The organism is Frigoribacterium sp. CFBP9029, assembly GCF_034045305.1.
Lineage (GTDB): Bacteria > Actinomycetota > Actinomycetes > Actinomycetales > Microbacteriaceae > Frigoribacterium.
On the sequence record NZ_JAXCWB010000001.1, the window covers coordinates 468,322 to 483,406 of the forward strand.

General features: G+C 72.4%; 15 protein-coding genes. 7 read left to right on the forward strand and 8 right to left on the reverse strand.

The annotated features are described in order from the left end of the window. Window positions 1-105: 105 nt before the first annotated feature. From SOM11_RS02205 to SOM11_RS02215, 3 genes are read left to right on the forward strand one after another with little or no spacing between them, the layout of a single operon-like run. On the forward strand, window positions 106-789 hold the full coding sequence (locus SOM11_RS02205) for a glycosyltransferase family 2 protein (protein ID WP_192059542.1): 684 nt from the start codon (window positions 106-108) through the stop codon (window positions 787-789). Beyond that, the gene (locus tag SOM11_RS02210; protein WP_320477059.1) at window positions 786-1,517 is read left to right on the forward strand and encodes a TIGR04282 family arsenosugar biosynthesis glycosyltransferase; all 732 of its coding nucleotides are present in this window, start codon (window positions 786-788) and stop codon (window positions 1,515-1,517) included. The genes SOM11_RS02205 and SOM11_RS02210 overlap by 4 nt, the downstream gene beginning before the upstream one ends. Next, window positions 1,514-2,236 carry a class I SAM-dependent methyltransferase gene (locus SOM11_RS02215; RefSeq protein ID WP_320477060.1) on the forward strand — a complete coding sequence of 241 codons (723 nt, stop codon included), beginning with the start codon at window positions 1,514-1,516 and terminating at the stop codon, window positions 2,234-2,236. Before SOM11_RS02210 ends, SOM11_RS02215 begins: the two co-directional genes overlap by 4 nt. Here the strand turns inward: SOM11_RS02215 and SOM11_RS02220 are convergent. Then, window positions 2,182-2,688, reverse strand: coding sequence for a hypothetical protein (locus SOM11_RS02220; RefSeq protein WP_320477061.1), 507 nt, complete (start codon window positions 2,686-2,688; stop codon window positions 2,182-2,184). The genes SOM11_RS02215 and SOM11_RS02220 overlap by 55 nt on opposite strands. Beyond that, window positions 2,688-4,019 carry a molybdopterin-dependent oxidoreductase gene (locus SOM11_RS02225; RefSeq protein ID WP_320477062.1) on the reverse strand — a complete coding sequence of 444 codons (1,332 nt, stop codon included), beginning with the start codon at window positions 4,017-4,019 and terminating at the stop codon, window positions 2,688-2,690. The genes SOM11_RS02220 and SOM11_RS02225 overlap by 1 nt, the downstream gene beginning before the upstream one ends. A gap of 66 nt (window positions 4,020-4,085) precedes the next feature. Here SOM11_RS02225 and SOM11_RS02230 point away from each other — a divergent pair, with 66 nt between their 5' ends. From SOM11_RS02230 to SOM11_RS02240, 3 genes are read left to right on the forward strand one after another with little or no spacing between them, the layout of a single operon-like run. Then, window positions 4,086-5,588, forward strand: coding sequence for a glycosyltransferase 87 family protein (locus tag SOM11_RS02230; RefSeq protein ID WP_320477063.1), 1,503 nt, complete (start codon window positions 4,086-4,088; stop codon window positions 5,586-5,588). Continuing rightward, entirely contained in the window at window positions 5,542-6,636 is a 1,095-nt protein-coding gene (moaA, locus tag SOM11_RS02235) for a GTP 3',8-cyclase MoaA (RefSeq protein WP_192059532.1), read from the forward strand. Before SOM11_RS02230 ends, moaA begins: the two co-directional genes overlap by 47 nt. A gap of 1 nt (window position 6,637) precedes the next feature. Beyond that, a complete protein-coding gene (locus SOM11_RS02240; protein WP_320477064.1) occupies window positions 6,638-7,009 on the forward strand; it encodes a MoaD/ThiS family protein in 372 nt (123 codons plus the stop codon). A 45-nt stretch (window positions 7,010-7,054) separates the two neighbouring features. Here the strand turns inward: SOM11_RS02240 and SOM11_RS02245 are convergent, their stop codons facing one another. Next, complete coding sequence (locus SOM11_RS02245) at window positions 7,055-8,329, reverse strand: ThiF family adenylyltransferase (RefSeq protein ID WP_320477065.1); 1,275 nt, start codon at window positions 8,327-8,329, stop codon at window positions 7,055-7,057. On the opposite strand from SOM11_RS02245, the gene SOM11_RS02250 reads away from it, so the two are divergent. Continuing rightward, window positions 8,328-10,004 (forward strand): hypothetical protein, encoded by a 1,677-nt coding sequence (locus SOM11_RS02250; RefSeq protein WP_320477066.1) that lies wholly within the window; start codon window positions 8,328-8,330, stop codon window positions 10,002-10,004. The two genes, SOM11_RS02245 and SOM11_RS02250, sit on opposite strands and share 2 nt — an antisense overlap. Before the next feature lie 60 nt (window positions 10,005-10,064). Here the strand turns inward: SOM11_RS02250 and SOM11_RS02255 are convergent, their stop codons facing one another. From SOM11_RS02255 to metG, 5 genes are read right to left on the reverse strand one after another with little or no spacing between them, the layout of a single operon-like run. Then, complete coding sequence (locus SOM11_RS02255; protein ID WP_192059526.1) at window positions 10,065-11,003, reverse strand: 4-(cytidine 5'-diphospho)-2-C-methyl-D-erythritol kinase; 939 nt, start codon at window positions 11,001-11,003, stop codon at window positions 10,065-10,067. Window positions 11,004-11,016: 13 nt separating this feature from the next. Further along, complete coding sequence (locus SOM11_RS02260; protein WP_320477067.1) at window positions 11,017-11,664, reverse strand: hypothetical protein; 648 nt, start codon at window positions 11,662-11,664, stop codon at window positions 11,017-11,019. A gap of 4 nt (window positions 11,665-11,668) precedes the next feature. Further along, entirely contained in the window at window positions 11,669-12,544 is an 876-nt protein-coding gene (gene rsmA / locus SOM11_RS02265; protein ID WP_320477068.1) for a 16S rRNA (adenine(1518)-N(6)/adenine(1519)-N(6))-dimethyltransferase RsmA, read from the reverse strand. Continuing rightward, on the reverse strand, window positions 12,544-13,467 hold the full coding sequence (locus tag SOM11_RS02270) for a TatD family hydrolase (protein ID WP_320477103.1): 924 nt from the start codon (window positions 13,465-13,467) through the stop codon (window positions 12,544-12,546). Before SOM11_RS02270 ends, rsmA begins: the two co-directional genes overlap by 1 nt. A 38-nt stretch (window positions 13,468-13,505) precedes the next feature. Next, window positions 13,506-15,074 carry a methionine--tRNA ligase gene (gene metG, locus SOM11_RS02275; RefSeq protein WP_320477069.1) on the reverse strand — a complete coding sequence of 523 codons (1,569 nt, stop codon included), beginning with the start codon at window positions 15,072-15,074 and terminating at the stop codon, window positions 13,506-13,508. Between the last annotated feature and the right edge of the window lie 11 nt (window positions 15,075-15,085).

A 15,085-nucleotide genomic window follows, 5' to 3' on the forward strand; every position in this document is an offset into this window, starting at 1 on the left:
ATCACCTCCTGGCGGGGATGCTAGCAGAATGACAGCGGATCGGCCGATGTACAGGATGCGGCCCTCTCATCACCTTCATGGCATGTCAGCCGTACAGTCGGGATGATGAGCACCTCACCCGTCGACGTCCCGCTGGTCGACGTCGTGCTGCCCTGTCTCGACGAGGAGGGCGCGCTGCCCTGGGTCCTGGGGCGCATCCCCGACCGCTGGCACGCGATCGTCGTCGACAACGGCTCCACCGACGGGTCGGCGCGCGTCGCCGCGGAGCACGGGGCCACGGTCGTGCAGGAGGCGCGGCGCGGCTTCGGCAGCGCCGCCCACGCCGGTCTCGTCGCGGCCACCGCCCCCTACGTCGCCTTCTGCGACGCCGACGCCTCGATGGACCCCGCCGACCTCGTCGCGCTCGCCGAACCGGTGATGTCGGGCGACGCCGACCTCGTGCTCGGTCGGCGACGGCCGACCACCCGCGGGGCGTGGCCGGTGCACGCCCGCATCGCCAATCTCGCCCTGGCGCGGCTGATGCGGCGTGCCAGCGGCGTCGCCCTGCACGACCTCGGCCCCATGCGGGTCGCCCGACGCGACGAGCTCCTCGCCCTCGACCTGAAGGACCGACGGAGCGGCTACCCGCTCGAGATGGTGCTCCGCGCCTCCGAGTCCGGCTGGCGGATCCGCGAACAGGACACCCCCTACTCGCCCCGCGTCGGGCGGAGCAAGGTGACGGGCACCATCAGGGGCACGAGCGTCGCCGTCAGAGACATGTCCCGACTGCTGCGGGAGGCGGGTCGATGATTACCATCGTCGTGATCGCCAAGGAGACGATCCCCGGTCGCGTCAAGACGCGCCTCCACCCGCCCCTGAGCCTCGAGCAGGCCGCCGACGTCGCCGCGGCCGCCATCCAGGACACCCTCGCCGTCGCCTCGGCACTGCCCGCCACCCGACGGGTGCTGCTCTTCGACGGCAACCGAACACCGCCCGGCTCCGAACAGTTCGATGTGATCCCTCAGATCGGTGGCGACCTCGACGCACGGCTCGGAGCCCTCTTCGACGAGGTCGACGGCCCGACCGTGCTGATCGGCATGGACACGCCGCAGGTGACCGTCGAGACGCTGACCCCCGTCTTCGCCGACTGGACGGACGACGTCGACGCCTGGTTCGGCCCGGCCAACGACGGCGGCTTCTGGGCCCTCGGTCTCGCCCGACCCACCGGCGACCTGCTGCGCGGCGTCCCGATGTCGCGCGACGACACCGGCGCCCACCAGCTGCGGCGACTCGCCGAGGCGGGGCTGCGCGTACGGACCCTCCCCGAGCTCGTCGACGTCGACACGATCGACGACGCCCGCCTCGTCGCCGCCACCGCGCCGCGCAGCCGCTTCGCCGCGGCCCTCCGTCTCGCCGACCCGGGTGGTGCCCCGACGGGCCCGACCCGCGCCTCCTCGGCTTCGACCTCCCCCTCATCCACCGCCGCTGCTCAGACCCCGTCGCCGGCCCGCTCGACTCCCGAGGAGCCCCTCTCGTGACACTCACCGCAGACACGAACACCCACCCCGTCGCGACCTTCGGCTCGGGCGGGGCCGAGCCCTACGCCCGCGCTCTGCGCCGCGAGGGGCGCCTGCAGCTCGTCCGGGCCGACGCGCCCGTCGCACCCGGTTCACCCGCCCCGTCGACGGGCGCCGACGACGTCGACGGACCGTTCGACGTCGCCCGCTGGAGCTCCGCCGCCGACGCCGCCGATCTCTCGACGCTCGCCGGTGCGCGCTCGGTGCTCGACATCGGCTGCGGGCCGGCCCGCATGGTCCGCGCGGCCGTCGGCCTCGGCATCGAGGCCCTCGGCATCGACGTGTCCGAGACGGCCGTCGCCATGGCCGTCGACGCCGGGCTGCCCGTCGCGGCCGGCTCCGTCTTCGACCCGCTCGACGGCGAGGGCGGCTGGCACGTCGCTCTGCTGCTCGACGGCAACATCGGCATCGGCGGCGACCCGACGGCCCTCCTGACCCGCTGCTCGGAGGTCATCGCCTCGAACGGATCGGTCGTGGTCGAGACGGCGCACGACGACTCCGCCGACGAGTTCTACGACGCCCACGTCGTCGACGACCGCGGTCTCACGAGTGCGACGTTCCCCTGGGCCGAGGTGGGTCGGGCGGCCCTGCCCGGTCACGCCCGCCGCGCCGGCCTCGAGGTCGCTCAGACCTGGTCGGTCGACTCGCGGACCTTCTGCCGCCTGGTCCGCACCAGGTAGATCGCCACGGCGAGGGCCGTCACGACCGCGATCACGACCCACATCGCACCCAGACGCGAGGCGTAGTCGAACGGCAGCACGGTGTCGTTCTTCGGCCCCTTCGCCTTCGCGACGATCTCGGGGACGACGATCATCGACAGGACGACTCCGACCACGACGGCGCTCTGCACCAGGGCGATCACCGCGGCCGGCACGCGGCGACCCGTCCGCCGCACGGCGAGACCGACGGCGACGACGACGGGCGCGATGATCGCGTCGTGCACGATCACCGAGCCGATCAGCCAGACCAGCAGCCCCGAGTAGCGCGTCGGGCTGACGGTCTCGGTCAGCACGTAGCCGCCGAGTCCGATCAGGGCGATCCCGACGACGATCAGCACGCCCCTGGTGACGCGGACGCCGCGGCCCGCGATGGGGGCGGCCCGGCCCGTCCTGGTGGTCTTCACGGTGGTCATCACAGCACCTCGATCGTGGTCAGCCATTTGGTCTGCAGCACACCCGGTCTGCCGGGGGCGATCACCCGGGCGGGGTACCCGTGGTCGATGCTCAGCCGCTCGCCGTTGAGCTCGAGCGCGATCAGCGTCGCGGGGTCGGTGGCGTACTCGGAGCCCATCAGCATCACGCGGTAGCCGCCGCGCTCTTCGAGACTCGTGAAGCGGAGACGCCGGTCGGCGGGCGCATCCACCGTCGCCATGAGGTCGACGAGGCGGACCCCGCGCCACCGGCCGGTCTGACTCCAGCCCTCGACGCACGAGATGGGCAGGTCGCCCTCGTCCTGCGTCATGGCCGTCAGGTCGTCGGCGCTGAACGAGCGCGACCGGTCGCCGTTCGAGACCGTCAGGGCCCAGTCGGGCGCCATCGCGCTCTCGAGCACCCGCGCCGCCGCGGCCGTCCGGTTGATCGGCAGGTCGTTCGGGCCGATGCCGCGCTGCCGGGGGGCGAACGCGTTGAAGGGCTCGAAGGCGGTGAACGACTGACCGGCGGTGAGCACCACCGCTCCGCCCGTCGCGACGCCGACGGCGCCGAAGAAGCCGCGTCGCGACACCCGCGCGCGGTGCGGATCGCGGTCGCCCTCGTGCGCGGTGTCGATCCAGTGCACGATCCGACCGACGAGCCCGCGGGGCCGAGGAGGCGCGGTGCCGGTCGACGAGGCGACCCGCGCCTCCTCGGCCTCTCGCCGTCGCGTCAGCTCGCGCGTCGCCGTGAACTCGGCCCGAGCCGGGTCGAGGGAGCCGGCGGGCTCGACGAAGGCGCCGTCGGCGTCGTAGCTGTCGCGGGCCCGCCAGTAGCGCGTGATGAGCGGCAGCTTGACCGCGATGTGGATCGCCAGCGACCCGATGATCATGAACGACAGCGCGAAGTGCACCTGCCTGAACGGGAACGGCCACGGGTAGTACTGGAACGTGTTCAGCAGACCGGTGACGAGCTGCAGCACCGACGTCGCGATGAACAGGGCGATGGAGGCGCGCTCGAGCACCTGCACCGGGTGCCGCACCGGCGGGTACTGGAACAGCTGGGGGAAGACCGCGTGCAGCTTGCCGAGCAGCAGCGGGATGCAGGCGATGCCCGCAGTGATGTGCACGCCCTGGCTGACCTGGTAGAGCCAGACCGGGCGGGTCGGGAAGCGCATCCACTCGGCGGGATCCTGCAGGAAGTGGCTGTAGAGACCGGTCAGCAGGCAGACCAGGAAGGCGATGCCGAGCAGTCGCCCGAGCACCGTCGCCGTCCGGGCGTTCCGCGTCGGCGACGTCGCCGCGAGGCGGAGGGTGAAGAGAAGACTTCTCATGGGTGCGCCTCGGGGTCTGGCCCGACACATCGGACACCCGGGCGGGCGTCCGACAGACTGGGTCTCGTGCGTACTCTATTCGCGGCGGTGGCCGTCGGCGGTTTGGCCGTCGCCGTGGGTTGGGGGCTGCTGACCCTCGGATTCGTCGCGAAGGAGACGCGAGACGACTTCGTCTACTGGACGACGATCTGCTGGCTGCTCTTCGCCGTCGCCCTCGTGCTGCTGCGTCGCGTGCCCGCGCGGGCCGTCACCGCGCTCGTGCTGATCGGCGCGGCGGTCGTCGGCGGCGCGTCGCTGCTGAGCCCGCCCAACACGAGCACCGACCCCGCGCGCTACGCCTGGGACGGCATCGTGCAGGCGGACGGGGTGTCGCCGTACGAGTACACGCCCGAGGCCGGCGAGCTGCGCGACCTCCGCCCCGAGTGGATCTTCCCGCCCGCCGCCGAGTTCACCCGCGACGACGGCACGATCGGGCTCCGCTGCGGACAGGAGACCCGGCAGATCCACCGCGGCTACGACACGGAGACGGGCGACGTCGTCTGCACGGCCATCAACCGACCCGACGTGCCCACGATCTACCCGCCCACCGCCGAGCTGTACTTCTGGGCCGTGCGGGCGGTCGTGGGGCCCGACGCCGAGTTCGCGCCGCTGCAGATGCTCGGCCTGGTCATGGTGCTGGCCACCACCGCAGCCCTGCTCGTGGCGCTCCGTCGCCGTGGGCTCGACCCCCGGTGGGCCGCCCTCTGGGGCTGGTGTCCGCTCGTGTACAGCGAGGGGGTCACGAACTCGCACGTCGATCTGCTCGGCGGGGTGCTCGTGCTCGCCGCGTCGCTGCTCGTCTCGACGCGGCGTCGATGGCGGGGCGGGATCGCCCTCGGGGCGGCCATCGCCACCAAGCTCATCCCCGTGATCGCGGCGCCGGCGCTGCTCCGCCGCCAGCCGCACAAGGTGATCGTGGGCGCCGTCCTCACCTTCGCGGTGCTCTACGTGCCCTACGTCGTGTCGACCGGCCTGGCCGTTCTCGGCTATCTGCCCGGCTACCTCACGGAGGAGGGCTACGAGGACGGCAGCCGGTTCGCCCTCGTGTCCGCCTGGGTGCCCGACGCCTGGGCCACACCGGTCGTCGCGCTCGTCGTCGGCGTCACCGGTCTGCTCGTCTGGCTCAAGACCGACCCCGACGACCCCTGGCTCGGGCAGCTCGTCATGATCGGGGTCACCCTCGTCGCCGTCAGCCCGCGGTACCCCTGGTACGCCCTGCTGCTCGTGCCGTTCGTGGCCATGACCGGCCGGTGGGAGTGGCTGGCGATCCCCGTGGCGCTGCTCGTGCGGCAGTTCGAACCGGGGCTGGCGCTGCAGCGGTCGTCGCTCGCCACGGCGGTGCTGGTCATCCTGCTCGTGTCGCTCTGGCGCGCACGACCGGGGTTCGCCGATCGGCTGCTGGACGGTCTCGCGGACGACGCCCGTCGGGTGCGGAGGCTGCTCCCTGGGCGCGGATCCCGGCGACGGGGCTTAACCTCGACAGATGACCGTCTCACTCGGACTGCCCACGATGCCCGGTCGGGCTCGTGACACCCTCCCCCCGGTGCCCCGGCCGTCCGCCGAGACGGCGCCCTGGCTGCTCGACCGGTTCGGACGCAGCGCCACCGACCTCCGCGTCTCGCTGACCGACAAGTGCAATCTGCGGTGCACGTACTGCATGCCCGCCGACGGCCTGCCGAACCTGCCCCGCGAACAGGCGCTCGATGCCGACGAGATCGTGCGGCTGGTCGACATCGGGGTGCGCCTCCTCGGGATCCGCCAGGTGCGGTTCACCGGCGGCGAGCCGCTGCTGCGCGCCGACCTGATCGACATCGTGCGTCGCGTGGCCGCCCTCGAACCCCGACCCGAGGTGTCGCTGACCACCAACGCCATCGGTCTCGCCCACCGCGCGCAGGCCCTCGCCGACGCCGGCCTCGACCGCGTCAACGTCTCGCTCGACTCGCTGCACGCCGAGACGTTCATGAAGGTCTCGCGCAGGCCGTTCCTCGACAAGGTGCTGGCCGGTGTCGACGCCGCGGCCGCGGCCGGGCTGACCCCCGTCAAGATCAACGCCGTGCTGCTGCCCGGGGTCAACGACCACGAGGCGCCCGAGCTGCTCGCCTGGTCTCTGCGCGGCGGCCACGAGCTGCGCTTCATCGAGCAGATGCCCCTTGACGCCGACCGCAGCTGGGACCGCGCCTCCTTCGTGACCTCGCGCGACATCCACTCGCTCCTCGCGACCCGGTTCGACCTGCGCCCCGCCGACGTCGAGCGCGACGGCGCCCCGGCCGAGCTGTTCGACGCGGTCGGGCGCGACGCCGACGCCGGACTGCACGGCCGGGTGGGCATCATCGCCTCGGTCAGCGAGCCGTTCTGCGCCGACTGCCGCCGCACCCGCATGACGGCCGAGGGCGGGATCCGCAGCTGCCTGTTCAGCGAGGGCGAGACCGGACTGCGCGATCTGCTGCGCGCCGGCGGCTCGGACGACGACCTGGCCGACGCCTGGCGGGCCGCGATGTGGGCCAAGCCCAAGGGTCACGGCATCGACGACCCCGACTTCGTGCAACCCGCCCGCACCATGAGCGCCATCGGAGGCTGACATGACGACACTGACCGACGACACGGGACGCGCGGGTTCGTCAGGGCCGGCTGTCGCGTCGGGGCCGGCTGGCGTCTCGGGTGCCGCGGATCGGGCTGCCGAGCCGACGACCGCGACGCTGCGGTTCTTCGCTGCGGCGCGCGCCGCCGTCGGGCGTGACGAGCAGCGCATCGCGGTGCCGACCGGCGAACGCCCCACCATCGGTCGACTGCTGACGGAGGTGCGCCCCGTCGAGGGGATGTCGGCGGCGGACTTCCGCGATGTCATGCTGCGCTGCTCGTTCCTGGTCGACGGGATCACCACGCGCGACCGCGAGCAGCTCGTCCTCGACGGTGCCGTGATCGACGTCATGCCGCCCTTCGCCGGAGGCTGACGCCCCTCGGGTCGGCGCGGCTCTGCGCCTCTCGACCCCGCCGTCTCAGCCGGCGGCGGCGCCCTGCTGCGCCAGCTGCCAACCCAGCATGCCGCCGTGCAGCACGGTGACGTCGAACCCGTCGCGCGCGAGCAGCTCGGCGGCGGAGCGTGCCCGGGGGCCGCGCGCGCAGTAGACGACCACCGGCACCGAGGGGTCCAGCTCGGGTCGCTGACGGGTGCGCGTGCCGTACCCGGGGGCCTGCACGTCGCCGTCGATGTGGGCGAAGGCGTGCTCGTCGACCTCGCGCACGTCGAGCAGCGTGAAGTCGGCGCCGCCCGCCTCCCTCGCCTGCAGCATCGTCGACAACTCAGGCGCAGCGACCTCTGAGCGGGCGGGTCTCCGCTCAGCGGCCTCTGCGCCTGAGTTGCCGACGGCGACAGCGGCGGAGTCGGGAGCGGTGCTCGCCTCCGAAGCGGAGTCGGGAACGGACGCGGGGGCCGAGGAGGCGCGGCGCAGCCCGTTCGCCGTGGCCCGCGCCTCGGCCCGATGCGGCGCCCGTGCCAGCCTGCTCTCGCGCCAGGTCGCGTCGAGCGCGTCGATGGTCACCACGCGCCCGAGCAGGGGCTCGCCCACGCCCGTGAGCAGCTTGACCGCCTCGGTGGCCATGGCCGTGCCGACGGTGCCGCAGAGCGGGCCGAGGACCCCGACGTCGGCGCACGACTCGTCCCAGCCGGCGGCGGGAGGTGCCGGATGCAGGTCGCGGTAGTCGACCGCGCGGCCATCGGGCGCATCGTCCCAGAAGACGCTGAGCTGCCCGTCGAACCGGTTGACGCTGCCCCACACCACGGGCAGCCCGCGCGCGGCGGCCTCGTCGGCGACGACGTAGCAGGTGTCGAACGAGTCGCTGCCGTCGACGACGAGGTCGTAGTCGTCGAGCAGCGCGGCGTTGTCGGCGCCGAGGCGCACGGGGTGCACGACGACGCGCACGTCGGGGGCTGACGCGCGCACCCACTCGGCCGCCGCACGGGCCTTCGGCACCCCCACCTGGTCGGGGCGGAACAGCACCTGACGTTGTAGGTTCGACAGGTCGACGACGTCGTCGTCGACGATTCCCAGCGTTCCGACACCGGAGGCTGCGAGATACTCGATGACCGGTGCGCCGAGTCCCCCGGCTCCCACCACGAGCACCCGCGCTGCCAGCAGTCGGCTCTGCGCATCGAGGCCGAACCCCGGCAGTCGGACGCTCCGCGAGTAGCGGTCCGACACCTCGAGCGAATCGGACGCAGCCGCTCCGGTCGACGAACCGGGCACCGAGACGAGAGGGGGCAGAGACGACATGGCAGACCTCCAGACACGACGTGCGGACCACGCGTCGTCCACTGTAACCTCGGCGCGGCCGGCCGCCCCTCGGGGCCTCCTCCACCGCCGCCACACCGACGCGGTGCTGATCGGGCTGCTCGGCGCGATCGTCTCGGGGGCGTTCCTCTGGGTGCCGTCGGTCTGGTACGACGAGGCCGCGACGGTCGTCTCGGCGACCCGCACGTGGAGTCAGCTCTGGGCGATGATCCAGACGGTCGACCTGGTGCACGCCGCCTACTACGCCGCCATGCATCTCTGGTTCGACGTGTTCCCGTACTCCCCCGTCGCGCTGCGGGTGCCGAGCGCGATCGTGACGGGCGTCGCCGCGGGGCTCACCGTGGCCCTCACGCGCATCCTCGTCGACCGGCGCACCTCGATCGTCGCCGGCCTGCTGTTCTGCCTGCTGCCCCGAGTCACCTGGATGGGCGGCGAGGGCCGCTCGTACGCCCTGTCGGCGATGCTCGCGGTCGCGCTGACCCTCGTGCTCGTCGTGGCGGCCCGCCGCACCGCCGAGTCGGGAGCAGCCCGCACGCACCGCTCCGTCGTCGGCTGGTGGGTGGCCTACGCCGCCCTCGCCGTCGTCTCGGCCGCGTTCTTCCTGTACCTGGCGCTGCTCGTGGTCGGGCACGCGGTGACCATGCTGGTGCGGGTGCTCCGCGACCGGCACGACCAGCGCCTCCGGCGGGACAGGGTCGACGAGTGGGCCCGCACCGGGGCCGTCGCCGTCGTGCACGACCCCGCAGGAGGCGCGCGACCGACCGTGCGCTCGTCGCGTCGGGCCCTGCTCGGCTGGTTCGTCGGCGCGGCCGTCGCGGGGCTCGCCAGTCTGCCGCTGGCCTGGTTCATCGCGTCGCAGAACGACCAGATCAGCTGGATCGAGCGGCCCACGTTCGGCACGCTCCGATCGGTGCTCGTGACGCAGTGGTTCTACCAGAACGAGAGCTTCGCGATCTTCGGTCTGCTCTGCGCGGGCGCGAGCATCGTCGTGCTGTCGCTGCGGCTGGTGCCCGCCGCCCGCGGGTTCGCGGAGGTCGTGCTGCCCTGGATGATCGTGCCGACGGCCGGTCTGGTCGTCGTCTCGCTCGTCGGCAGCCCCCTCTACTCGCCCCGGTACCTGACGTTCGGCACGCCCGCCATCGCGATGACGATGGCCGTCGCGGTCGCCGCGATCCCCTGGAGGCGCGTGATCGCCCTCGTGCTGCTGGTCGCCGTCGGCTTGACGGCGCCCACCTACGTCGAGCAGCGACAGCCCGAGGCGAAGGACCGCTCGGCCTGGAACCAGGTCGCCGCCCTCGTCGCGAGAGAGCGAGCCGACGAGCCGGCCGGCACCGAGGAGGGGCTCGTCTTCGGGCCCGTGCGACGCCATCCGAAGGCGACGTCGCGCATCATCCAGGACACCTACCCCGACGCATTCGCCGGCATGTCCGACTTCACCCTCGAGACGCCGGGCGCCGAGACCGACGGCCTGTGGGAGGTCCAGCACCCCCTCGGCGACGTGCTGGACCGCACCGACGACCTCGACGTCGTCTGGCTGATCACGAGCGACCGCCAGGACTGGCGGCCCCGCGTCACCGAGCAGCTGGCGTCGAAGGGGTTCCGACTCGACGAGGAGTGGAACCTGACCCGCACGAACGTGCTGCGGTACGAGCGCTGACGCGGGCGTCGGCGCCGGGCGGGCGACAGGGCCTGACGCGGGCGTCGTCGCCGGCGCCGTCTAGTCGGAGACCACCCGGGCGCCGTGCACCGGCCCCGTCGCGCGGACGACCGACAGTCGCGCCGAGGTGAGGGCGAGCTGCAGTTCGAGGGCGCCGTCGAGGTCGGGGGCGAGGAACGCCACGGTCGGGCCCGAGCCCGACACGAGACCCGCCAGCGCCCCGTTGCCCTCGCCGAGCTCGAGCACCTCGGCCAGACCGGGCTCGAGGTGCAGGGCCGGTGCCTGCAGATCGTTGTGCATCGACTCGGCGAGCATGCCGGCGTCGCCCGCCCGGAGCGCCTGCAGCACCCCGGCGTCGACGACCGGGCGGCGGACGGGCGAGATGTCGCCCGAGTGCCGCTTGCGGTGCTCGTCGAGCTCGCGGTAGACCGTCGGCGTCGAGAGCCCGAAGTCGGCGAGGGCGAGCACCCACTGGAAGGTGCCCTTGGCCAGGGCCGGGCTGAGCTCGTCACCGCGACCGGTGCCGATGGCCGTGCCGCCGGCGAAGGCGAAGGGCACGTCGGCGCCGAGCTCGGCCGCGAGGTGCAGCAGGTCGTCTCGGCCGACGCCGGTGCCCCAGAGCGTGTCGCAGGCGAGGAGCGTCGCGGCCGCGTCGGCCGACCCGCCGCCCATGCCACCGGCGACCGGGACGTTCTTGTCGATGCGCAGATCGACGCCGCCGCGGTAGCCGGTGGTGGCGGCGAGGAGGCGCGCGGCGCGGATCGCGAGGTTGCTGCCGTCGGTCGGCACCCCCGTCACGTCGACCGCGGGGCCGCCCGTGACGGTCACCGAGAAGGTGTCGGCGCGACGCGCCCGGACGTCTTCGTAGAGCGACACGGCCTGGTAGGCGGTGGCGAGTTCGTGGTACCCGTCGTCTTGCAGATCGCCGACGGCGAGGAACACGTTGATCTTGCCGGGGGCCCGCGTGTGGACCACGGTCGGAGCGGCCTCGGTCGTCATGACACCAACCTAGTCAGTTCTGGCGATCGACCATGACGCCGAGCGCCCGGGCCAGACCCTCGCGGACGGGCTGCACGCGTTCGGGCAGCCGTAGACGGGCCTGCGTGACGGCCACCGAGCACTTGCCGCCGGTCGACGGCGACACCGCCACGGTGAGCACGTCGCCGTTCGACAGCGTCCACTCGGCGCTCGGCCGGGTCGCGGAGCGCACGACCGTCGCCTGCACGCCCTCGACGTAGCCGGCGAGCCGATCGACCAGCAGCTCGAGCAGCTCGAGGGGCTCGCCGTGGAGGCTCCGCCCGATCGCGACCGCGTACGAGCCGTCGGGCTGCAGCCCGGGCGACGGCAGCCCGCGCCCCTGCTCGTAGCGGACCGTGATCACCTGCGCCCACCAGGGCGCGACCTCGTGGTCGTCGATCAGGAGGCGCGCGATGCGCTCGTGCGACAGTCGCGCCGCATCGGCCCGGTCGAGCAGGGCGAACCAGTCGGCCGCACTGCGCCCGGTGCCCGACCCGAGTCGCGCGTCGCTGATCTCGGCGGACCGGTCGGCCCCTGCAGGAGGCGCGGGTCGGCCGGATCGCGCCGGTCGCCCTGGTCGTGCGGACCGCCCCGACGGCGCCGACCGCCCGGGTCGTGCCGGCGGGTCGGTGCGACGCGTCATGGGATCAGTCGGCGGCGACCCGCGACGTGGCCAGCAGCTCGACGTCGCTCGCCCGGGCGATGGCCAGGAAGTCGTCGACGGTGAGCTGCTCGCCGCGGATGGTCGGCGCGATGCCGGCCCGCTCGAGGGTCTCGGTCGCCGCGGCGGACGACCCGTAGAGGGACGACAGCGACTGCCGCATCATCTTGCGGCGCTGCTGGAAGGCCGCGTCGACGAGCGCGAACACCGCGAGGCGCTCGGTCTCGGAGCCACGGGGGGCGCGCCGGTCGAACGCGACCAGGATGCTGTCGACGTTGGGCACGGGCCAGAACACCTGCCGGCTCACCTGCCCCGCCGCTCGGAACTCGCCGTACCAGGCGGCCTTGATGCTCGGCGAGCCGTAGATCTTCGAGCCGGGCTCGGCGGCCAGGCGCAGACCGACCTCGGACTGCACCATGACGAGACCGTGCTGCAGGCTGTCGAAGTGCTCGAGGAAGTGCAGCAGCACCGGCACGCTGATGTTGTAGGGCAGGTTCGCGACGAGGTGGGTCGGTGCGACCGGCAGGGTCGTGACGCGCATGGCGTCGTCGACGATGACGGTGAGGTCGGCCGCCGGTTGCAGCATGCCGACGGTCTGCGGCAGCTGGGCGGCGAGACGCTTGTCGATCTCGACCGCGACGACCGAGCTGCCCGCCTCGAGCAGACCGAGGGTGAGCGAGCCGAGACCGGGGCCGATCTCGACGACCGACGTGCCGGCCGAGACGCCCGACGCGGTGACGATGCGCCGGACGGTGTTGGCGTCGTGGACGAAGTTCTGACCGAGCTTCTTGGTCGGCTGGATGCCGAGCATCTCGGCGAGATCGCGGATCTCGGCAGGGCCCAGGAGGGTCGCCCGTGCCATCAGGCGTCGACCGTGATCGGTTCGCTGTCCCAGGTGCCGTAGACCAGCTCGGTGTTCGACGAGATCTGTGCGGCGAGCATCGACACGTCGGTGCCGATGGTCTCGGCCATCGAGCGGAGGGTGAACGGCACCAGGTACGGCGCGTTCGGTCGACCCCGGTAGGGCACCGGGGTGAGGTAGGGGGCGTCGGTCTCGACCAGCAGCAGGTGCCGCGGCAGCTGGACGAGCGCGTCGCGGAGCGGCTGCGCGTTCGAGAAGGTCACCGTGCCGGAGAACGACGCGTACCAGCCGTTCTCGGTGAGGATGCTCGCGAGCTCGGTTCCGCCGCTGAAGCAGTGGAAGACCGTGCGCTCGGGGGCGCCCACCTCGAGCAGCAGGTCGACGACGTCGTCGTGCGCGTCGCGGTCGTGGATCTGCAGGGCGAGACCGTGACGCTTGGCGATCTCGATGTGCGCCCGGAACGAGTCGAGCTGGGCGGCCCGACCCTCGGGCCCGGTGCGGAAGAAGTCGAGCCCGGTCTCGCCGATGGCACGGACCCGGGGTCGTGCGGCGAGCTCGTCGATGACGGTCAGCGCCTCGTCGAGGCCACCCTCGGCGGCGAGGCGCGGGGCCTCGTTCGGATGCAGGGCGACCGCGGCGAGCACGCGCGGTTCGCGGGCCGCGATCTCGGCCGACCATCGTGAGGTCTCGACGTCGGTGCCGACCTGCACGACACCGCGGATGCCGACCGCCGACGCACGGTCGAGGTGCTCCCGGTAGTCGAGGGGGCCGCCGCCGGCCCCGGGCTCGCCCTGGCCGTCGGCGATCTCGAGATGCGTGTGGTTGTCGTACACCGGCACGACGAGTGGATTGGGAGGCGCCGGGTAGCTGAGGTCGCGCTTCTTGCCGCCGGACTCGGTGGAGGCGCGGTGCCGGACGTGCATCGGCGTCGCCTCGCCCGCGGGGTCGGCGCCCTGGCCGCTCACTTCGCGGGCTCCGGCTGCTCGATGCGCGGGAACAGCCCGGCGGCGAGCGGCTGCACCTCGGGTGCGCTCGACCACTCGGGTGCGCGGTCGACGGGCTGACTGGTCAGCTCGCCCTGGCCGATGCTCTGCCACAGCGTGGTCGTGGCGGTGGGGATGAACGACGACAGCAGCACGGTGAGGGTGCCGAGACCGCGCAGCGAGGTGGCCAGCACCGTCGCGAGCCGCTCGCGCTTCGTCTCGTCTTTGGCCAGCGCCCAGGGCTCCTGCTCGGTGATGTAGCCGTTGAGGGTGTCGACGAGCTCCCAGATGGACGAGAGGGCCTCGTTGATCGCGAATCGGTCGATCGCCGCGTCGGCGGCGGCCGTCACGCGGACCTCGGTCTCGCGGACGACCAGGTCGGCTTCGGTCGGCTCGCCCGCGAGCGGGACCGTGCCGTCGAAGTAACGCGTGATCATGGCCACGACGCGAGACGCGAGGTTGCCGAAGCCGTTCGCCAGCTCGGCCTGGTACCGGGCCGAGATGTCCTCCCAGCTGAAGTTGCCGTCTTGCCCGAAGGTGATGGCGCGCATGAAGTAGTAGCGGAACGCGTCGGAGCCGAAGACGTCCGTGATCTGCTGCGGGGCGATGCCCGTCAGCTTCGACTTCGACATCTTCTCGCCGCCGACCAGCAGCCAGCCGTGACCGAAGACGTTCTTCGGCACGGGCAGACCTGCCGCCATGAGCATGGCGGGCCAGATGACGGCGTGGAACCGCGCGATGTCCTTGCCGACCAGCTGGACGGCCGGCCAGCGGCGATCGAACTCGTCGTCGTCGACGCCGTAGCCGATCGCGGTGATGTAGTTGAGCAGCGCGTCGAACCAGACGTAGACGACGTGCTTCTCGTCCCACGGGACCTTGACGCCCCAGTCGAAGCTCTGCCGCGAGATCGAGAGGTCGCGGAGACCCTGCTTGACGAACTGCACGATCTCGTTGCGGACCGTGTCGGGCTGCACGAAGTCGGGCTGCTGCTCGTAGAGGTCGAGCAGACGCTGCTCGAAGTCGCTCATGCGGAAGAAGTAGTTGCTCTCTTGGAGCAGCTCGACCGGCTTCGAGTGGATCGCGCAGACCTGCTGACCCTCGAACGGACCGGTGCCGTCGACGAGGTCGCCGGGCTGCTTGTACTCTTCGCAGCCGACGCAGTAGAAGCCCTCGAACTCGCCCTGGTAGATGAAGCCGTCGTCGTAGAGCTTCTGCAGGAAGGTCTGGACGCCCTTCTCGTGCCGCGCGTCGGTGGTGCGGATGAAGTCGTCGTTGCGGATGTCGACGGTCTGGAGGAGGGGCTTCCAGGATTCGGTGACGAGCTTGTCGGCCCACTCCTGCGGGGTCACGCCGTTGCTGGTGGCCGTGCGGAGGATCTTCTGGCCGTGCTCGTCCGTGCCCGTCAGCAGCCAGGCGTCGTCACCCCGCTGCCGGTGCCACCGGGCGAGCACGTCGGCTGCGACCTCGGTGTACGCGTGACCGATGTGCGGCACGTCGTTGACGTAGAAGATGGGCGTTGCGATGAAGAAGGAGTCGCCGGCGGGCATGGGGACCATCT